Raw genomic sequence first — 20,253 nt, forward strand, 5'->3', positions numbered from 1 at the left:
CAGAAAACTAAATCCAAACAACACCGCCTCTGATTGCTCTCTGGTGCTGTTTTTTCAACCACCCTTCCGGGGTGGTTTTTTTATATCCGGCTCACCATTATATTGAGCCGATATCAGTATTCCTTCATTCGCTCCTTTACCTCAAGCACCTTAGGAAGGGCACGTTTGAAAGCATTCACAACATTAGGATCAAAATGTTTGGATTTTTGCTCTTCAAACAGGGATATCGCTTCAGGAACCGTCCAGGCTTGCTTGTAAGGCCGCTCTGATACCAGGGCATCAAAGACATCGGCCAAAGATGCAATCCGTGCTGAAAGTGGGATATCTTCTCCGGAAAGACCCGAGGGGTAACCTGTACCATCCCACTTTTCATGATGATAAAGAGCTATTTCACGAGCAACACGCAATAACTCAGAATCAGGATTGTCCAGAATCCGGGCACCAATGCCCGGATGATCTTTAATCCTTTCAAACTCTTCTTCTGTCAGGCGACCAGGCTTGCAGAGAATTGCATCAGGAATACCCAGTTTTCCAATATCATGCATGGGCGCTGCAGCTGCCAGAGTATCTGCGTCTGTTTCCGACACCCCCATTTCAAGGGCTATCAAACGAGTATATTCAGCCATTCGCTGAACATGAAGACCTGTTTCATTGTCTTTATACTCCGCAGCCAACCCAAGCCGCCTTATCAGGTCCTTGCGTGAACGGTCCAACTCCTCAGTACGGCGCAATACTTCTCTTTCAAGCTCACGATTTTGCGATGCTAAAGCAAGATGAGTCTTAATTCGGGCCAGAATAAGAGGAGGGCTGAAAGGTTTGCAAATATAATCAACCGCACCCAACGCTAACCCCTTTTCCTCATCGACTACCTGACTCATAGCACTAACAAAGATGACGGGGATATGTTTCGAACGCGGATCCTGCTTAAGTTGACGGCAAACCTCATAACCATCAACGCCAGGCATCATAATATCCAGCAAAATCAGATCAGGCGGCTGTTCGCCAAAAACCCGGTAGAACGCCTGTTGTCCATCTTTTGCAATCAGCGTTTTATAATCCGACTTTAATAAACCCAACAACACACTGATATTAAGATGTGAGTCATCGACAATCAGAATACGTGGGCGTTGATCATGGTCGTTAAGCATATCTTGCATCAAGTGTGCATTCCTAAATTCTGTCTCAGCCTGAAAGCAGACCATCAGCTATTGGATAGCGCATTGTTATAAAGAACCATTGCTAATATTCTTTCTACGGACATAATGCCAATTCAGAGTTCCAGCTTACCCAGAATATTTCTGGCTTCTTCAAACTCATAAATTTCTGCATGCTCCATAACTCGGACAATCTGTGCCATGTACTCGGGGTCGATCTGAGCAGCCTCAAGCAACTCCGGTAGCTGCTCAAGAACATCAGGATCACCTTCCTCCAGCTTCTTAAGAGCAGAAGGTATCAGCTCTTTAAGCCTGTCATGACCATCAAACTGAGCTGCTGAGGGCTGCAAGCTGGCGGCAAACAACTGGTCAGCATCATAACCAGCGGATGGGAATCTACTGATCACGGCCTTACTTCTGAGGCACTCAGAGACTGAAGAAATCACACGAATCAAGGCTTCATGCAGCGGCTGCAGACCATTGTCATCAAGACGTAAGTGATCAAACCCTTTTTGCTCAAGGTTTTCTGCCTCTTGCGCAACATCCTCCATACCCAAAGTAGCAGATGTGCCTTTTAAAGTATGAACCCACCGGTTGAGCGTATCCCAGTCACCAGACGCCACCATCTGTGTTGCCGGTGCCACTCCTTTCTGGTAGTCACTGCAGAATCGCTCCATCAATTTCATAAGTAACTTTATGTTACCACCTAATGAGTAGAGTGCTTTATTTATATTTACACCAGGCAAGTAGCATGGAATCTCTATCCCATCCTCTCCTTTTAACGTATCAGGAGAGAAGCCGGATATCACACGCGGTTCAATCCACTGAACAAGCTTTTCCCTGAGAACTTCAGGGTCGAGGGGTTTTGCAATATGATCCACCATACCCGCAGCCAGGCAACGCTCAACATCTTCACTCTGGGCGTGAGCTGTCATAGCAATAATCGGTGGCTTTTTATGAAGTTGCAGCTGCAAAATCTGAGCTGTAGCCTGGAACCCATCAACTTCCGGCATCTGGATATCCATAAAGACCAGGTCAAATTCACTCTGATTTATGGCGCTGACCGCCTCTCTGCCGTTTCCAACAAGCGTCAACTCAAGACCAAAAGGTTCTAATAAACCGGAAATCACTTCCTGATTTATCAGATTATCCTCTGCAATTAACACTTTAGCTCCCAGCAGAGCATTAATCTCATCCCCTTCCCTGAATAGAGTACGGATACTGGGCCCCTGATGAACATCTGAGCGTTTCGTCACAGCCTGCCGGATAGTATCCAGCAGATGCGAATCCGTCACAGGCTTGAGCAAGACCCCATCAATAAGATTATGATTGATACGTCGCTGCAGGTCTTCTCCTCCGTGAGCTGTGAGCATAATGATCGCAGGTTGCAGTGGCAGAGCAGAGTTATTACGCACCGCTTTTGCGATTTCAAAACCATCCATTACAGGCATGAGCCAGTCTATCAAGAGTACATTGAAAGGTGATTCACCAACCGCAGAAGCGTTCACCAACCGATTCAGTGCCGCAGGGGCGTCAGACTCTGTTTCCACAGGTATGCCCTGAAACTCAAGCAACTCACGAACGCTCTGCAGAGTTGTTGTATTGTCGTCCACTGCCAATACACGAGTTCTGGCTAGGTCAACCTCAACAGGCTGATTATCATTTTTCAGATGCTTAAACGTGATGGTAAAGAAGAACTCACTGCCCTCACCTTCAACAGAGTGCACCCCTACCTCACCCTGCATAAGCTCTACCAGCTGCTTGCTGATCGCAAGCCCCAGACCCGTTCCACCATATTGGCGCGTGATGGATGTATCCGCCTGAGAAAAAGACTGAAACAAACGATCTATCTGTCGCTGCGAAAGACCAATACCTGTATCCCGCACCGAAAAACGAATCTGAACAGTTTCTTCATCCTTATCAAGCATGCGGGCTGAAACAGCCACTTCGCCATTATCGGTGAACTTAATCGCATTATTCACCAAATTCAGCAACACCTGGCCTAAACGGAGAGGGTCACCCTGAAGGTTTTCGGGAATAGCCCCATCTACGTCAAACAAAAGCGGCAGGTGCTTTTCATCTGCTTTTACAGAAGCGATGTCTGCCAGATGATGAATGACGTTGTCCAGACGGAATGGGATTTTCTCAACATCCAGACGCCCAGCCTCGATTTTGGAGAAGTCGAGAATATCATTAATAATGGACAAGAGGTTTTGGGCAGAGTACTGAATTTTATCAATATAGCCGACAACTTGATCGTCCTGAGAGGCTTGCCGAGCAAGGTGACTCATACCAATTACGGCATTCATAGGCGTTCGGATCTCATGACTCATATTGGCCAGAAAATCACTTTTTGCCTGATTAGCAACTTCGGCATGTTCTTTTGCAGCCGTAAGTGCGCGTTCTACTTTCTTAATACCGGTAATATCAGTTCTGACAGAAATCATAGAGGTCACACACCCCTCTTCATCCATCATAGGAACCACAGTGGCGTTAACCCAATAGAGACGACCATCTTTTCTCCGGTTACAGACCTCATGGTGCCAACTCTCGCCGCTGTGCACCTTATCCCAAAGGGATTTAAAAAAACCTTTAGGGTGTACGCCAGAGTTAATCAGCTTGTGGCTGCGTCCAATCAACTCATTTTCACTGAACCCGGAAACCTCAATAAACTTAGCGTTTACGTACTCTATCTTTCCATGGGCGTCGGTAATACTGACAATAGCATGCTCATCCATCGCTTTTTTATAAGCTGATAGGCGGCTGAGTGTTTTCAACAAGCGCTCCTGAGTATGCTTTAACCGGAATAGAACTGCTGCAACAACACTGACCAACAGAACAACCGTGATCAGCAGTGCCCATCGACTTTGTCGCTGCTGCTTCTGTACCTGGTTTACCCATGTTTCAAAACGAATATCGAAGCTATCCAAATGATAATAACTGGGCAGCACCGACAACCGAACAGCATTATCCCTGATCTGCTGCGTTGAGGACACTAGGTTATCGACATAACGCACAACCTCACCAAATGCCTGCTGAGCCTCTACAGAAGGTATCGAGTTCGCATCAATACGAACCGATTCCAGCTCAGACTCAAGCTTCATGGCTGCCGTATCTGAGGGTAAAGAAGCATAACCCAATGCCATAAGCATCAACTTAACCATCTTCAGGTCATAATACTGTATCATCTCCTCGGGAAGATCTGATCGATACAGTATCTGTTCGGCTCTTGAAAACACACTTTCCAGTTGAGTAACAGACAATCCATAAAGAGCCGATGCAGAAGAAATATTAAGAATAATTTCCTGCAGTTCGCCCAACCTTCTGGCATAGCGCTCCCAGCTGCGCCGAATATTCTCTATATCCCCATCAATCTGATTAAGGCTCTGGTCCACCGCCCAAACACTGCTGTAGAGCTGATCAAGCAGATAGAGAATCTCATCACGGGGCTTAGCTCTGTGCCCTGACGTCAGCAATGCAGTCTCTGCCCGGAGCTGGGACAGGATATTTTTCTGCTGATGAATCTGTTCCCTCAGATTGCTTTGCTCCGCATCTGAAGCTGGCTGCAGAAGAAACACCATAACCGGAAAAAGGAGTATCAGGCCCGCAATGCAGTACCAGAGAAAAGCTATCGAAAATTTTTGCCGAAACTTAGCGTTCATTTTCATAGCGTACCGGTCCTTCAAAATCGCTGATCGAACTTTCATTGCTCAGCAGAAACAAGCGGATTTTCTCCAGATCGTTTTGAGAAATAGGAGTCGCACTGTAACGCTTACTCATACGATAAATCGCCTCCGAAAGCGTCCGGGCTGAACCATCACTAAAGTAAGGTGCTGTCAGAGAGAGGTTGCGCAACCGAAGCGCCTGAACATCTCGATCGACACTGGTATCAATACTATCTGAATAGACCATCCCACCCATCTCCTTGCCGCCGTGGCAATAAATACAACCCTTTTGCTCAAACAGTACCATTCCAGACTGCTCCGAATAGGTCAAAGCACTTAGTTCTCCCTGCCTATAGCGGTCATATCGGCTATTCGATGTTTGAATCGTCTTCAGGTAAGCGGCAACAGACTGGTAGACGGCATCTGAACTGACTCGGCCAAAATTGTGAATAACAAACCGGCTTAAGCCTGCATCACCTTCCAGCACGGCATAGATATCCATCCCATCTGAGCTCTGGTTGCGCTTAAAGCAACGCTCGACGGCAGCTTTAAGAGAAAAAACAGGCTGCAGAGAAAAAAAGCCTATCTTTTGCTTCATATTAAAAAGAGCCGGTGTGGAAAGCTCCGTCTCCGTCCCATCGTCCTTTATCGATACCGCCCGTTGATCCGAGAAGGCAAATTCAGGCTTATGGCAAGAGCGACATGACGTCTGGCCCGAAGCCGAAAAGCGACGATCTGAGAAAATCTGCTTCCCAAACTTCTCCAAGCTTAAGCCCCGTGTTATTGAGGGTTCAGCGTAAACCGGCGATATAAGGACACAAGCCATAATACTTAAAAGCCAGATAAAGGTCGCTCTCACTTTTGGCGCGGCGTCATTCAGGGGAGATACAATCAACTTCCAGTCTATCCGACTCTGCATTATTTTTTAGCTCGTTGAGGCAAAATCCGGTTACGGATCATCGGTATATAAGGAGCATATTCAATATAATTCATTTTAAATACCCCTTATTTATATTCAAGCCGACTTTGTGAGTACAATGCCTCTTTATGAGATGCATCATAAAGTAAAAAGAAAAAAACAAAGGCTTTTGTTAAAGATAGATTGCTGAGGCACAATCAGACAGGAATAAATTTGAAAATAGAGTAAATAGAGTAATAGGCGATAAGCCCCCAGCGGACGAGTACTCGCCCTGACTACCAGAGGCTGTTATCAAACAGGGAAAACCTATCGGTTTTTAAATTCAGGTTTGCGTTTCTCAACAAACGCTGACATCCCCTCTTTCTGATCCTCCGCCGCAAAGGTTGAGGCAAAAGCACGGCGCTCGAAACGCAACCCTTCCTGCAGTGTGCTCTCGAAAGCGACATTGACGGCTTCTTTCGTCATATAGACCACAGGGCGAGATAAGCGGGCGATTTTACCTGCAACCTTAAGCGCCTCTGCTTCAAGATCGTTCACCGGGAGAATACGGCTCACCAACCCTGCCCGCTCTGCTTCATCAGCATCCATCATGCGCCCCGTCAGGCACATCTCCATTGCTTTGGCCTTACCCACCGCACGAGTCAGACGCTGGGTACCACCCGCTCCAGGGATAGTACCGATAGTAATCTCAGGCTGACCAAATTTGGCGGTTTCAGAGGCCAGAATAAAGTCGCAGGCCATCGCCATTTCACAACCACCACCCAAAGCGAAACCGGATACAGCCGCAATAATCGGCTTACGGGCAGTGTTAAGGCTATCCCAACCATCACGACGATTGTAAGGAAAGTCACTCAGGAACAGATCAATAAAGGACTGATCCTCCAGGTCTTTAATATCAGCACCAGCTGCAAAGGCTTTTTCATTACCGGTAATCACCATGGCACCGATCTCATCATCAGCCTGAAATGCTTCAATTGCCTGACCCACTTCAGTAATCAATGCCATTGACAGTGCATTCATCGCCTGTGGTCGATTCAATTGAATCCAACCAACAGCTCCACGAGCTTCCACAAGAATATTTTGATAGGACACTTGGTTTTCCTTAGCTTCTCAAGCTTTTTTTAACGCCCGCTAAGTTTTCGCGAACGCTCTCAATTTAGGCTGGCCGATAGAAACGGCTTAGTCTTCTGACTGCTTAACTTCATAAAGCGGTTTGACATCGGGAATATCAACTCGCTTCCTGTCTGATTCCGGGGTTGTCAGTGGCTCTACCCGCTCCATGGTTTGCAGACATCGCTGGGTCAAATTCTGATACTCCGCTGTGCCCTTGCCTTTCCAGGCGATCTCTTTATCGGACAGTTCACGAATCACTTTTGCCGGGGTACCTGCCATCAACGTCCGGGGGGGACATTCAAAATCAGCCTTAACAAAGGCGCAGGCCGCAATAATAGAGGACTCTCCAATGCGCGCGTTATCCATAATCACAGCATTCATGCCCACCAGGGCGTTCTTTCCAATATGGCAACCGTGCAGAACCGCACCATGACCGATATGGCCATTCTCTTCAATGATGGTATCTGTGCCGGGAAAGCCATGCATCACACAAGTATCCTGCACATTGGCACCCGACTTAATCACCAGACGACCAAAGTCACCACGCAGACAGGCATTCGGCCCGATGTAGCAGTTGGGCCCGATAATGACATCACCGATAAGAACAGCCGTGGGGTGAACAAAAGCAGTGGGATCAACAACCGGCACAATGCCGTCAATACTGTATACCTGACCTTCAAAAATTTTTTTGTGCATGGTTATTATCCTTCTTATTTGAGGTTTTTATTGTTAACGGGCAAACAGCAGGCTGGCAGATCAGATGCAAGCCAACTGGCACAAAAGCAGCATCAGAATAACAATAAAAGACAACCTCCAGACAGAAAAACGCCCTCAGAAGAGGGCGCTCTGCTATCCGCAAGATCACTTATACGTGGCGACGGCTCTGCACCACAACAAAACGGCGGGCAACAAACGCGGTATCGGTTAACGATGCATTGGCAGCTGGGTTACCACCGGTCGCATGAAAGTCACTATAAGCAGCAGACTGGTTAACGAATACGCCGCCGTCCAGATTTACAGACAGGGCAACTTTAGCATCCATTGCCAGCTCTTCAGCCTGATCCAGTACGTCTTCATCTGTGGAATAAACACCCAGAGTGATCGCACCTTTCTCAGAGATCACCTGGTTTGCCAGCGCCATGCTGTGAGCGGTACTGTCGGTGGCAATCAGAAAAGAAACCGGGCCGAAACGCTCTTCGCTATAGGTTTCAATATCAGAAGCATCGACTTTCAGTATCAGTGGCGTGTGAACTTCAGCATTCGGGAACTGAGCATGCTCACGTTTTTCGCTGGCCAGAACCACTTCACCCAGTGACTCACACTCTTTAATGCGCGCCACCGTTGCTGGAGCCTGAATTGCACCCAGAACCATGCAGGCGCGGTCGTTATCACCCAGGAACTTAGATGTCGCAACAGACAGTGCCTGTGCAACTTCGTCAAAGCTCATCTGGCTGTCGCCTGCTTTGATACCATCGCGGGGAATATAGATCGCCTGAGTCGTGGTACACATCTGGCCGGAGTAGAGACTCAGGGTGAAAGCCAGGTTACGGGCAACCGCTTTGATATCGGCAACGCTGTCGATAATGACCGTGTTGACACCGGCTTTCTCGGTGAAAACCTGAGCTTGTGTCGCGTTCTGTTCCAGCCAGTTACCAAAGAAGCTGGAACCGGTGAAGTCGATCACTTTCACATCTTTATGGGTTGCCAGCTCTTTCGTCACAGGAGCATCCAGTGTGTCGGCAACCATAGACACGATATGCGGGGCAAAGCCTGCCTCTTTCAGTACCTCCTGAGCAACCTTCACAGAGATCGCAGCTGGCAGAATAGACGCAGGGTGCGGCTTAACGATAACCGGGTTACCAGTCACCAGGGACGCAAACATGCCCGGATAGGTGTTCCAGGTCGGGAAGGTTGAACAACCCACAACGACGGCAACACCACGGGGCACAATATGGAATTTCTTATTCATTACCAGAGGGTCATGCTTACCCTGAGGTTTAGTCCAGGTCGCTTCCGCCGGAACTTCTTTCATCGCACGGTAACCATAGGCAACTGCTTCCAGACCACGATCCTGAGCGTGAGGGCCACCCGCCTGGAAGGCCATCATAAAACCCTGGCCTGATGTGTGCATAACCGCGTGACCAATTTCAAAGCTGCGCTTGTTCAGACGTTCCAGAATCTCAAGACAGATACCAGCGCGAACATCAGGGCCCGCATCCCGCCAAGCTTTCACTTCCTGCTTCATCGCAGGGATTAATTGGTCAAAATCAACTTTTGGGTAACTCACTCCCATTTCGATGCCGTATGGCGAAACCTCACCGGCAATCTCACCTGTGGTACCCGGCATTTCCAGCTGAAATGCTTTACCCAAATGAGCATTAAAAGCCGCCTCACCATCAGCAGCAGCTGTTTCACCGTAGGCTCGTGGGCTTGGGTTTTCCGGATAAGCCGCCCAGTAATCACGGGATTTAATGGCGCTTACCGCATGTTCCAGAGTTTCCTGATGACGCTGAAAAAACTGTTCTTGACTCATTTTATCGATCTCTCCAAGTTATTCCGTATCACATTATTATTGTGTAAACCCTGTGACACGCATCTGATGCCAGAGCACCTGCAGCTTGATTGCTTTTGATACTGAAATGATCACCCCAGAGCAGCAAAAGCGTTATTTTAAGCTTTATTGCGTACTCAAAATTGCCTTTATGCCTGTTAACCGGTTCAACCAAAACTCAGCTCATTTTTTATGAAACGCGTAGAGACAAACTTCCGACAAAACCAGCAACCAATCTAGCTAAAACAGCCGTTAAAACCAGCAGTGGACTGAGACTTTGTCTATTCTTAGTAAACCTTCGAAAGATGCAGTCATACTAAGAACAGAAGCGTTTTGCCCTGTTTAATCAATGATTTCAAGATACACCATAATTTGCGATACCGAAACCCTGCCCTTCAATTTAACTCTTGTATCCCTTTATGCCTTTACGGTAGTCTTTAGTACAGAACAAAAAGAATTCTGTCCGCTTACTCTCTGCAATAACGGGCAAATAATGACATCCGTGTCATGCTGTCTGCGGATATATTCAGCCTGATAGACAACAGCCAAAGAGCTGTGGACTCAGACATGAAGTGCCGATTTCAGATGCAGAGAAAAAATCAGCCGGAATTCCAATAACAAGCTTTTTCTAAGCAACACTGCAACCGGATACTGCCTGAATGACATATCAGACTATTACCACTCAATCTCTTGAGGGTGTTCTGACGATCACTCTTAACCGACCTGAGGCTTACAACGCACTAAATACACAGCTACTCAGCGAAGTGGCAGATGTGCTTGATCTGGCCGATCAGGATGAATCCATTCGCGTCGCCGTTATCACCGGAGGCCCTAAGGTCTTCGCTGCCGGTGCGGACATCAAAGAGATGGCGGTTCTGGATGCTGTTGGTGTGATGAACGACCCTCGCCCAAAGCACTGGAAACGTATCTACCAGTTCAGTAAACCTCTGATCGGGGCAGTTAATGGCTACGCTTTAGGCGGAGGTTGTGAGCTGGTGATGCACTGCGACATTGTCATCGCCGGCGACAACGCTCTTTTCGGCCAGCCTGAGATCAACCTCGGTATTATTCCTGGTGCCGGTGGCACACAGCGCCTTATCCGAACCGTTGGTAAGCCTCTGGCCATGAAAATGGTTCTGAGCGGCGAGATGATCGACGCGCAAACAGCCCTGCAAGCTAATCTGATCGCTGAAGTGGTTATTCCTGAAAGAACCATCGAACGTGCCCACCAGTTAGCCAATACCATCGCGAAAAAGCCACCTATTGCCGTTCGTCTCGCGAAAGAAGCCCTGCTGAAAGCATTTGAAACCGACCTTGAGTCCGGCCTGAATATTGAACGCAAGTCATTCACTATGCTGGCCGCTACCGAGGATCGCCGTGAAGGCATCGCCGCCTTTATGGAAAAACGTAAACCTGAATTTAAAGGACGCTGAGTCATGTCATTCAACGCAACCTATAACAACATCGAATTTGTGCTGGAGGATGGCACGGCCATTCTGACGTTTAATCGCCCGGACAGCCTGAATAGCTTTAACGCAGAAATGCATGCTGAAGTCCGCGAAGCACTGAAAGAAGTAAAGAAAAACCCGGACGTTCGTGCGCTGGTGATCACAGGTAATGGCCGTGGCTTCTGTGCGGGTCAGGACCTGAGTGATCGTAACGTTGCACCGGGTACAGAAGCCCCTAACCTAGGTGAGTCCATTGAAAAAAACTACAACCCTATGATCCGCAGCATACGGGCCTTGGAAATGCCGGTAATTTGTGCGGTTAACGGTGTAGCTGCTGGCGCTGGCGCTAACATCGCGCTGGCTTGCGATATTGTGTTTGCCGCTAAATCCGCCAAATTCATTCAGGCATTCTGCAAAATTGGCCTGATCCCAGACTCTGGTGGCACCTGGACGCTGCCTCACTCGGTTGGTCAGGCCCGCGCCATGGCGCTATCTATGCTGGGTGACCGTGTAACTGCAGAAGATGCCGAAAAGATGGGCATGATCTGGAAAGCCGTTGATGACGAAGCGATAAAAGAAACCGCTATCGCAACGGCTAAAGAGCTGGCTACCCAGCCAACAAAAGGCCTGGCGCTAATCAAGCGCGCCATTCAGGCATCAGCCAGCAACACACTGGATCAGCAACTGGACCTTGAACGCGACCTGCAAACTATCGCGGGCCGTACCGACGATTACCGTGAAGGCGTTGCAGCCTTTATGGCAAAACGTCAGCCATCATTCAAAGGTCAGTGAGGGCTTGTTATGACTGCAAACACTCTTAATCCCATAACCGCTAATGATATCGTTGCCGTGATCGGTGCCGGTACTATGGGAGCAGGTATTGCTCAGGTGGCCGCTAAGTTTGGCCATACGGTACTGCTTTACGACAAAATGGAAGGTGCGGCTCAGGCAGGTCTTGACCGAACGGCTAAAGGCCTTGAGAAGCTGGTTGCTCGCGGCAAAATGACGGAAGCCGACAAAGACGCTTTGGTTGGCCGCATTCAGGCGACTGAGACGCTCGACGATCTGGCGCCTGCAAAACTGGTGGTTGAAGCGATTGTTGAAAACCTGACGGTTAAACAGTCAGTTTTCTCTGAACTGGAAGCACTTTGCTCAGAAGATACCATTCTGGCGACCAACACCTCCTCTATTTCAGTGACGGCTATCGGCTCAGCTCTGAAACGCCCGGAGAATCTGGTGGGTATGCACTTCTTCAATCCGGCTCCGATTATGAAGTTGGTGGAAGTGATCAAGGGCCTGGCAACCTCTGATTCTGTGGCTCAACTGGTTTACGACCTGTCCATTGCTTGGGGCAAACATGCGGTTATGGCGAAGTCGACACCCGGCTTTATTGTTAATCGTGTAGCCCGTCCTTTCTATGCTGAAGGCATGCGCGTGCTTCAGGAAGGAGCCGCAGACGAGGCGACAATCGACGCCATCGCCCGTGAATCAGGTCAGTTCCGCATGGGGCCATTCGAGCTGATGGACCTGATCGGCCACGACGTAAACTATGCAGTAACCTCCTCTGTATTTGATGCCTACTATGGTGACCAGCGTTTTCTGCCATCTCTGATACAGAAAGATTTGGTGGAAGCGGGCTTCCATGGCCGCAAAACCGGCCGTGGCTTCTACAATTACTCTGACGGTGCCGAAAAGCCTGAAGCTAAAACACTGGCCATGCAGAATGCACCAACCAGTATCACCGTTGAAGGTGAGATGGGCTGCGCTGAACCCCTGATCGCACGTATTGCAGCAGCGGGCATTAAGGTGCACCGCTCCACAGAACACGATCACAATGGTCGTATCTCTATCGGTGATCTGGTTATCGCTTTAACGGATGGCCGTATGGCAACCGAAAGAGCCTCTGTTGCGCAACGCCGTCAACTGGTGCTGTTTGATCTGGCGCTGGATTACAACCAAGCCACCCGTATCGCCCTGACGAAAGCCGATCAGACCTCAGAAGAAAGCCTGAACCAGGCTGCAGGTCTATTCCAGGCAATCGGTATGCAGGTTTCTGTAATCGATGATATTGCTGGCATGGTTCTGATGCGCACGGTTGCTATGCTGGCAAATGAAGGCGCAGATGCCGTAAACCAACAGGTTTGTTCAGCTAAAGATGTCGATATCGCCATGCAAAGCGGTGTCAACTACCCACAGGGCCCTCTGGCCTGGGCCGACAGTATTGGCCTTGAACAGATCCACACCGTTCTGACCCATCTGGTCAATAGCTATGGAGAAGATCGTTATCGCCCTTCTCCACTGCTACGTCGTAAAGTATTTGGAGCACAGACCTTCCATGGCTAACGAAAACACCATATTAGAAAACCTGACACCGGACGAACTCGCCAGTCGCTGTGCTGAAACTATGTACGAAAGCGACTGGGCCGCTCAGGCTCTGGGTATGAAGATCCTGGAAGTCCGGGAAGGCTACGCCAAGCTTAGTATGCTGGTGCGTAAAGATATGTCCAACGGCCATGCAATCTGCCACGGTGGCATGATCTTCACTCTGGCAGATACCGCTTTTGCCTACAGCTGTAACAGCTACAACAAGGTCACGGTAGCGGCAGGCTGCAATATCGAGTTTGTTGCACCGGGCAAGCTGGGTGACACCCTGATTGCTGAAGCGAAAAAAGTAAGCCTGACCGGGCGTAGCGGTATCTATGATGTCACCATTAGCGACTCCAGCGGCCAGACTATCGCTCATTTCCGTGGAAAATCCCGCCAGATTAAAGGCGAGATCATTACCACTGAAACAGACTCCGACACACGTACAACATCAGAGCAATAAGAGGAAACTTAAGCATGAAAGACGCTTATATCTGCGATGCAATTCGCACCCCTTTTGGCCGCTATGCCGGTAGCCTGTCCTCGGTTCGCGCTGATGATCTTGGCGCAATCCCCATTAAAGCCCTGATGGAGCGCAACCCTCAGGTTGATTGGTCTTTAATTGACGATGTGATCTACGGTAACGCTAATCAGGCCGGTGAAGATAACCGCAATGTTGCCCGCATGTCCTCACTGCTGGCAGGCATGCCAACCAGCGTTCCCGGCACCACAATTAACCGTCTTTGTGGTTCAGGTATGGATGCCATCGGCATGGCAGCCCGTGCCATCAAAGCTGGCGAAACTGACCTGATGCTTGCTGGCGGCTGTGAATCCATGTCACGGGCTCCTTTTGTGATGGGCAAAGCAGAGTCTGCGTTCAGCCGCAATCCTAATGGCCTGCATGACACCACCATCGGCTGGCGCTTTATCAATAAGCAGATGAAAGCTGAGTACGGTGTGGACTCCATGCCAGAAACTGCTGAGAACGTGGCGGAAGATTTCAACATCTCCCGTGAAGATCAGGATCTATTTGCTTTCCGCAGCCAGCAAAAAACTGCTGAAGCAATGGAGAAAGGCCTGTTCAAAGAAGAGATCTGCCCGGTAACCATTCCACAGCGTAAAGGCGATCCTGTGATCGTGGATACCGATGAGCACCCTCGCGCCGGAACAACCCTTGAGGCTCTGAACAAGCTGAAAGCGCCTTTCCGTAACGGTGGTTCGGTAACAGCAGGCAACGCTTCCGGCGTAAACGATGGTGCCTGCGCTCTGCTGATCGCCTCTAAGAAAGCGGCTGAAAAACACGGTCTGACGCCGAAAGCCCGCGTTGTAGCCATGGCCACTGCAGGTCTTGAGCCGCGAATCATGGGTTTTGGCCCTGCACCAGCATCCCGCAAAGTACTGGAAAAAGCAGGTCTGACACTGGATCAGATGGATGTGATCGAACTGAACGAAGCCTTTGCCTCCCAAGGTTTGGCTGTGATGCGTGACCTGGGTCTCCCGGATGATGCCGAGCACGTTAATCCAAACGGTGGTGCTATTTCCCTGGGCCACCCGCTGGGTGCGTCCGGAGCACGTTTGGTAACCACAGCCATGTATCAGCTACACCGTACCGGTGGCCGCTATGCCCTATGCACCATGTGTATCGGTGTTGGTCAGGGTATCGCTCTGATCATTGAGCGCGTCTGAGTCTCAGCAACCCTACAGGGCTGCCCCTATGGTGACCCTGTATACATGAATACCCATAGCCCATAAATAGATGCGTAACACCAAGCTGCAGAACAAGAAAAACAAGAGTTTTTAACAGGACAATAATTATGATGAACGTTAAAGTCGATCCTAACGCCCTCGATCCAATTGAAACTGCAAGTATTGATGAGATCCGTGCCCTTCAGCTCAGCCGAATGAAATTCAGCATCAAGCATGCTTATAACAACGTTCTGGCATATCGTAAGCTGTGCGATGAAAAAGGTGTACACCCTTCAGACCTGAAAACCCTGGACGACCTGAAGCTATTCCCGTTTACCACCAAACAATACCTACGGGATGCCTACCCTTTTAACTCATTTGCAGTTCCCATGAGTGAAGTCGTGCGTGTCCATGCATCATCAGGTACAACCGGCCAGCCGACGGTTGTCGGCTATACCCAGCACGATATCAATGTCTGGGCTGACGTTGTGGCGCGCTCTATTCGTGCAGCCGGAGGCCGCAACACCGATAAAGTGCATGTATCCTACGGTTACGGCCTATTCACCGGCGGTCTGGGGGCTCACTATGGTGCGGAGCGCCTGGGTTGTGCAGTTATTCCAATGTCCGGCGGCCAGACGGAGAAACAGGTACAGTTAATGCGCGATTTCGATCCGGATATCATCATGGTGACACCGTCATACATGCTGAACCTGATCGATGAGATGGAGCGCCAGGGAGTAGACCCTCAGGAAATGGCTCTTCGCATCGGTATCTTTGGGGCCGAGCCCTGGACCGACGAAATGCGCAACAACATTGAGAATCGACTGGGTATTGATGCCGTTGATATTTATGGGCTGTCCGAGGTAATGGGCCCGGGTGTTGCCATGGAATGTGCTGATACTAAAGATGGTCCTACTATTTGGGAAGATCACTTCTATCCGGAAATTATCGACCCGAATACAGGGGAAGTTCTGCCGGATGGTGAATACGGCGAACTGGTATTTACTTCGCTAACCAAAGAAGCCCTGCCCGTTATCCGTTACAGGACTCGCGATCTGACCCGTTTATTACCGGGTACAGCACGCCCAATGCGTCGTATTGACAAGATTACCGGCCGTTCCGATGACATGCTGATCATTCGGGGTGTGAATGTATTCCCGACTCAGATTGAAGAGCAGATCCTAAAGCTTCCGGAGTTGACTCCTCACTATGAGATCATTGTAGCCAAACAGGGCAACCTGGATATCGTCAACGTCAGAGTTGAGCTGACACCTGAAGCTCTTAATGCGGATCATGGTATTATCACTAAAGAGCTACAACACCATATCAAGTCAGTTGTGGGTATAAGCACCAAAATTGATATAGCGCCTGCCGGAACACTGGCCCGCTCAGAGGGTAAAGCAAAACGGGTTACTGATCTGAGATAACCTCTCTACAACAGCACATCCCCTATCCCCGGATAAAGCCGGGGATTTTTTTATCTTCTTATTGCCCTGGATCTATTCCCTTATTTGCCATTCCCTATACATTGGTCTGTACCGACAGTATTAATCTCTACAAAAATATCATTAATAAATATCCTGCCAGGTTCGAGGATGAACAGACCCTTGTGCTGTACCCTGCCTTGATGCTTCGTATCTCCAGGAGAATTATAAAAAGGACTCTCTAATGAAAGAGCTCTCTCTTCGGATGAAGATTATTGTGATGGCTACTCTAGCTGTCTTTATCACGGCGCTCGCACTGACCGGGTTCTCTGCTTTTCGGTTATCAGATATGACACAGTCCAATGTTTCCCAGCGGGTTGATGGTGTCTCAAATGCTGTAGGTAAAGGCATAGAGCATTGGCTTACAGCCAAGTACCAGCTTTTGAACACCCTTGCCGAGCGCCCTGCAGATCAGGATGCTTTTATTGGTCAGTTGAATCTGACCCAGGAGTCCGGTGAATTTATTGCAATTTTCGCAGGCCTGACCGATGGCACGCGCATAGGCAGCAATGGTCGTACTTTCTTTGTCAATGGTTATGACCCACGTACTCGCCCTTGGTATAAGCAAGCGATGCAAGAAAAAGAGATGGTGCTGATAGGTCCCTACGAAGACAGAACCACCAAAGAGATGACATTCACAATCGCGCGCCCTCTCGTTCAGAATGGACAGATAACCGGAGTTATAGGTGCTGACCTGCAGCTCAAACAGCTCTTTGCAGAAATCACATCATTCGAGTCAGGTGATAACAGCCAGCTGTTTCTTTTAAACAATGAAGGGCTCATTATTGCACATCAGAATCAGGCCTTTCAGCTGCAACCCATCTCCCACCTGTACCCTAATCTCAGCGAACAGGTCAATCAGAGCCTGACCAGTAACCAACCACTGACAGAAGTGGAAACTGCAGGCGGTAAAAAGTTGGTGCGGATTGTAGGCATTCCTGACTCATCATGGCTATTGGGTGTTGAAGTTGATAATGCCACAGAAATGCGCCCCTTCACTGAAACACTGAGCATTCAAATCATCATAAGCCTATCAATTTTCCTATTGGTGATGTTGTCCGTTGCCTTCATGGTAAAAATACTGCTAAAAGACCTCCACCGTGTTGGCGCGGCCCTTGGCAATATCGCCAAAGGCGAAGGTGATTTAACGCAGCGTATTCGTAGCCACAGCCATGATGAAGTGGGAAAACTTGCTGATGATTTCAACCATTTCGTTAAGAGCCTGCATATGACCGTGGGCAAACTGGAAGAGACAGCCTGCGACCTCACTAATCAATCCGATATTATTGCGGAAAAAACCAGGCAGAATGGCCAGAAAATCTACCAGCAACGCACAGAAACCAGTGCTGTCGCTGAGGCTATCAACCAGCTGGCTCAGTCGACACAGGATATTATTCAACACGTTCATAACGCTAATACCCAGGTCAGCCAAACACTCACCCTGGGTCAGGATGGTATCCGACAGGTGCTTAAAAGCCAGGATTCGGTTGATGCTCTGGCATCAAAACTCGATAGTGCGGGTGATGTTGTCACAAAGCTTAACGAACATGCCCAGGGTATCACCGGCATCCTGAATACCATTGAAGAAATTGCCGAGCAAACTAACCTTCTGGCTCTTAATGCTGCCATTGAAGCGGCCCGTGCCGGTGAAGCTGGCAGAGGGTTTGCTGTTGTTGCCGATGAAGTCCGTAACCTGTCCCAGAGAACCAGCAGTTCAACCAGTGAAATCCAGCAAGTAATGGAGTCTGTTCAACAATCCGCTGTAGAAGCGACCCGGCTCATGCAGGATAGCAGCGTTCTGGCTAAGAAAAGCGTGGATGACGCAGGCCTGGCCAAGGAAATGCTCACCAGGATACTTGAGGCTGTTGAGGAGATCAGTCACGTGGCTTCCCATATCAGCAGCGCAACAGAACAACAAGCAGCGCTCAGTGAAGAGATTCACAGCAACACGGATGTCATTCGAAGTGTAGCAGATGACCTTGCGCTGGATGCAGATGAAAGTGAGCGGCAAGTAAAAGAGCTATCAAGCCTGGCGTCCGACCTGAAAAAAGAGTCCAGTCGTTTCGTAGTCTGACACTTTAATTTACGTTAAGCTGAGTTAAGCTATCGCAAGCCAGTTCAGGGCACTGTACTTTACTATAAACATTAAGTTACAAAAAAATCTGAAGATCGCTTCAGGTTTTCCCTGAATGGCCGCTATTATAAAGACATACATGTAAATCCAGAGGGATTATTTAGATGGATATTTCAAGCAGTACAGCAGCCTTTGCAAGCAACGCAGCAAAACAGGATACCCTTTTAAGTGCACAGGTTTCACTGGCAGGCATGGCTAAAGACCAGGGCAAGGTCATCATGGACACCCTACTGAGTTCCATCAGTACTGTTCAGCCTGCAGCATCTGTGGAGCCTCATCTTGGCAACAAAGTTGATGTCAGCGCGTAGAGCATCTACTTCGAACGTTTTTATTAAAAGGAAGTGAAAGCTTCCTTTTTTTACGCCTGCTATTAACAGATCTGCTAATTAATGGTTTTATTAATTTCAAACAAACTGCATAAGCATAACTTAATGAATTGCCTTCTTTAAGGTTGAGAGGATATGATCTGTCTGAACGTACAAACGGCTTATTTATCAGGCCAGTATTTGTTTAGCTAGGAGGCGTTATGTCAGAGTTTGATTCAGGGCCGATTAACACACCGGATACCGGTGATACCATGGTATCCATCACCGATCTGGAAGGAAAAATCACTTATGTGAACCGGGTGTTTATGCGTGTGTCCGGGTATCATGAAAAGCAACTCATTGGATTCAACCATAGCCTTGTACGTCATCATACAATGCCGCGTTGCGTATGGCATCGCGTCTGGAAGCGCCTTGAAAAAGATGATGAAGCCTTTATTCTAGTCAAAAACTCCAGTGCTGCTGGCAAAGAATACTGGAGTTTTTCAGCCCTGTATCCAAACTATGATGCCCAAGGGAAAAAAGTTGGCTATTGCGCAGTTCACTACCCTGCATCCGAATCCATGATACGACTTATTGAACCTATTTATGCCGAGGTTCTTGAAGCTGAAAGCAGAGACTTCAATAACGGACTTGATTGCCTTGAGCAACTCTTACAGGAAGCTGGCCATGATAGTTACAGTGATTACCTGCTGGAAGCGCACTATAAAGAAGCTCCTGCGGAGCCTTCCGGAAAATCTGGTTACCAGTCAACCTATGCCCGCCAAACATCAAGCAACAGCGCTGCCTTGCCTTTTCTCAATACACAGATCAATATTGCTCAGGGAGTTCACCTTGGACTGGCGACCTTGGTTACTGCTGCCGGCCAGTATTTCTACTCTGCCAGTCTATGGTTTCTTCTTTATCCTCTGATCGTATTCGCTGTAATCATATATATTCGCCGTATTGTGCTTCGGGCTCTTAAAGTTTTGCATAGAGTGCATCACACAATTAAACGCAGCAAAATGGGCGAATTTCACCATAGAGTCAATGATATTTCCGGGCTTGGTGAGGTCGGCCAGGTTGCCTGGGAGATGAATGAACTTCTGGATCAGATGCAGAGTTTCTATCTCGAAGCAGACAGTGCTTTTCAGGATGTATCCGAAGGTCAGGAACACAGATATGCTATCAGCACAGCTGTTTCTGGTGCACCATACCGCTCACTTGAACAGTTAAATACCGGTCTAGACGCCATCCGTCAGGTGCGCACGATACGCTCCCGTAATGAACTGATGTCAAAACTTAATGAAGTCAATGTGAATTGCCTGGTACCAAACCTGTCAACGATCCAAACCGACTTGTCAGCCGTTATTGAGGAGATTCGCGTTGCACTCAATACCTCCACTGAAAATCGCCAGGATGTTGAAGCCTCT

Annotated in this window: 14 protein-coding genes and 1 pseudogene; 9 read left to right on the plus strand and 6 right to left on the minus strand. The window is 48.7% G+C overall.

Annotated elements, in window-relative coordinates; all coding sequences use genetic code 11:
• Positions 1-113: 113 nt before the first annotated feature.
• The 6 genes from ACN0R8_RS01710 to paaN form a co-directional block, all read right to left on the minus strand.
• Positions 114-1,157, minus strand: coding sequence for an HD domain-containing phosphohydrolase (locus ACN0R8_RS01710; protein ID WP_417594451.1), 1,044 nt, complete (start codon positions 1,155-1,157; stop codon positions 114-116).
• A gap of 113 nt (positions 1,158-1,270) precedes the next feature.
• Positions 1,271-4,822, minus strand: a complete 3,552-nt coding sequence (locus tag ACN0R8_RS01715) for a response regulator (RefSeq protein WP_417594453.1) — start codon at positions 4,820-4,822, stop codon at positions 1,271-1,273.
• Positions 4,806-5,738 (minus strand): cytochrome-c peroxidase, encoded by a 933-nt coding sequence (locus tag ACN0R8_RS01720; RefSeq protein WP_417594455.1) that lies wholly within the window; start codon positions 5,736-5,738, stop codon positions 4,806-4,808. Before ACN0R8_RS01720 ends, ACN0R8_RS01715 begins: the two co-directional genes overlap by 17 nt.
• Before the next feature lie 306 nt (positions 5,739-6,044).
• Entirely contained in the window at positions 6,045-6,830 is a 786-nt protein-coding gene (locus ACN0R8_RS01725) for an enoyl-CoA hydratase (RefSeq protein ID WP_417594457.1), read from the minus strand.
• 87 nt (positions 6,831-6,917) lie between these two features.
• Positions 6,918-7,547, minus strand: coding sequence for a phenylacetic acid degradation protein PaaY (gene paaY, locus ACN0R8_RS01730; RefSeq protein WP_417594459.1), 630 nt, complete (start codon positions 7,545-7,547; stop codon positions 6,918-6,920).
• 169 nt (positions 7,548-7,716) lie between these two features.
• Positions 7,717-9,384: a phenylacetic acid degradation protein PaaN gene (paaN, locus tag ACN0R8_RS01735; RefSeq protein WP_417594461.1), complete on the minus strand. Its 1,668-nt coding sequence runs from the start codon at positions 9,382-9,384 to the stop codon at positions 7,717-7,719.
• 677 nt (positions 9,385-10,061) lie between these two features.
• Here paaN and paaF point away from each other — a divergent pair.
• From paaF to ACN0R8_RS01780, 9 genes and pseudogenes are all read left to right on the plus strand, one after another.
• On the plus strand, positions 10,062-10,835 hold the full coding sequence (paaF, locus tag ACN0R8_RS01740; RefSeq protein ID WP_417594463.1) for a 2,3-dehydroadipyl-CoA hydratase PaaF: 774 nt from the start codon (positions 10,062-10,064) through the stop codon (positions 10,833-10,835).
• A gap of 3 nt (positions 10,836-10,838) precedes the next feature.
• The gene (paaG, locus tag ACN0R8_RS01745) at positions 10,839-11,642 is read left to right on the plus strand and encodes a 2-(1,2-epoxy-1,2-dihydrophenyl)acetyl-CoA isomerase PaaG (RefSeq protein WP_417594465.1); all 804 of its coding nucleotides are present in this window, start codon (positions 10,839-10,841) and stop codon (positions 11,640-11,642) included.
• A gap of 9 nt (positions 11,643-11,651) precedes the next feature.
• Positions 11,652-13,193: a 3-hydroxyacyl-CoA dehydrogenase PaaH gene (paaH, locus tag ACN0R8_RS01750; RefSeq protein WP_417594467.1), complete on the plus strand. Its 1,542-nt coding sequence runs from the start codon at positions 11,652-11,654 to the stop codon at positions 13,191-13,193.
• On the plus strand, positions 13,186-13,677 hold the full coding sequence (gene paaI / locus ACN0R8_RS01755; RefSeq protein WP_417594469.1) for a hydroxyphenylacetyl-CoA thioesterase PaaI: 492 nt from the start codon (positions 13,186-13,188) through the stop codon (positions 13,675-13,677). The genes paaH and paaI overlap by 8 nt, the downstream gene beginning before the upstream one ends.
• Positions 13,678-13,691: 14 nt before the next feature.
• The gene (gene pcaF, locus ACN0R8_RS01760) at positions 13,692-14,900 is read left to right on the plus strand and encodes a 3-oxoadipyl-CoA thiolase (RefSeq protein ID WP_417594471.1); all 1,209 of its coding nucleotides are present in this window, start codon (positions 13,692-13,694) and stop codon (positions 14,898-14,900) included.
• 128 nt (positions 14,901-15,028) lie between these two features.
• The gene (gene paaK, locus ACN0R8_RS01765) at positions 15,029-16,327 is read left to right on the plus strand and encodes a phenylacetate--CoA ligase PaaK (protein ID WP_417594473.1); all 1,299 of its coding nucleotides are present in this window, start codon (positions 15,029-15,031) and stop codon (positions 16,325-16,327) included.
• A 241-nt stretch (positions 16,328-16,568) separates the two neighbouring features.
• Positions 16,569-18,458, plus strand: a complete 1,890-nt coding sequence (locus ACN0R8_RS01770; RefSeq protein ID WP_417594475.1) for a methyl-accepting chemotaxis protein — start codon at positions 16,569-16,571, stop codon at positions 18,456-18,458.
• 164 nt (positions 18,459-18,622) lie between these two features.
• Positions 18,623-18,826 (plus strand): hypothetical protein, encoded by a 204-nt coding sequence (locus ACN0R8_RS01775; RefSeq protein WP_417594477.1) that lies wholly within the window; start codon positions 18,623-18,625, stop codon positions 18,824-18,826.
• A gap of 269 nt (positions 18,827-19,095) precedes the next feature.
• Positions 19,096-19,371: pseudogene (locus ACN0R8_RS01780) on the plus strand (PAS domain S-box protein); the annotation flags it as partial.
• Positions 19,372-20,253 lie beyond the last annotated feature (882 nt).

Source organism: Oceanospirillum sp. (genome assembly GCF_048265165.1).
Classification (GTDB): domain Bacteria; phylum Pseudomonadota; class Gammaproteobacteria; order Pseudomonadales; family Halomonadaceae; genus Oceanospirillum.

Excerpts from the sequence above, each read along its gene's own strand:
- ACN0R8_RS01710 (WP_417594451.1), bottom strand. The coding sequence starts at position 1,157 with ATGCAAGATATGCTTAACGACCATGATCAACGCCCACGTATTCTGATT.
- ACN0R8_RS01715 (WP_417594453.1), bottom strand. The coding sequence starts at position 4,822 with ATGAAAATGAACGCTAAGTTTCGGCAAAAATTTTCGATAGCTTTTCTC.
- ACN0R8_RS01720 (WP_417594455.1), bottom strand. The coding sequence starts at position 5,738 with ATGCAGAGTCGGATAGACTGGAAGTTGATTGTATCTCCCCTGAATGAC.
- paaY (WP_417594459.1), bottom strand. The coding sequence starts at position 7,547 with ATGCACAAAAAAATTTTTGAAGGTCAGGTATACAGTATTGACGGCATT.
- paaN (WP_417594461.1), bottom strand. The coding sequence starts at position 9,384 with ATGAGTCAAGAACAGTTTTTTCAGCGTCATCAGGAAACTCTGGAACAT.
- paaF (WP_417594463.1), top strand. The coding sequence starts at position 10,062 with ATGACATATCAGACTATTACCACTCAATCTCTTGAGGGTGTTCTGACG.
- paaG (WP_417594465.1), top strand. The coding sequence starts at position 10,839 with ATGTCATTCAACGCAACCTATAACAACATCGAATTTGTGCTGGAGGAT.
- paaH (WP_417594467.1), top strand. The coding sequence starts at position 11,652 with ATGACTGCAAACACTCTTAATCCCATAACCGCTAATGATATCGTTGCC.
- paaI (WP_417594469.1), top strand. The coding sequence starts at position 13,186 with ATGGCTAACGAAAACACCATATTAGAAAACCTGACACCGGACGAACTC.
- pcaF (WP_417594471.1), top strand. The coding sequence starts at position 13,692 with ATGAAAGACGCTTATATCTGCGATGCAATTCGCACCCCTTTTGGCCGC.
- paaK (WP_417594473.1), top strand. The coding sequence starts at position 15,029 with ATGATGAACGTTAAAGTCGATCCTAACGCCCTCGATCCAATTGAAACT.
- ACN0R8_RS01770 (WP_417594475.1), top strand. The coding sequence starts at position 16,569 with ATGAAAGAGCTCTCTCTTCGGATGAAGATTATTGTGATGGCTACTCTA.
- ACN0R8_RS01775 (WP_417594477.1), top strand. The coding sequence starts at position 18,623 with ATGGATATTTCAAGCAGTACAGCAGCCTTTGCAAGCAACGCAGCAAAA.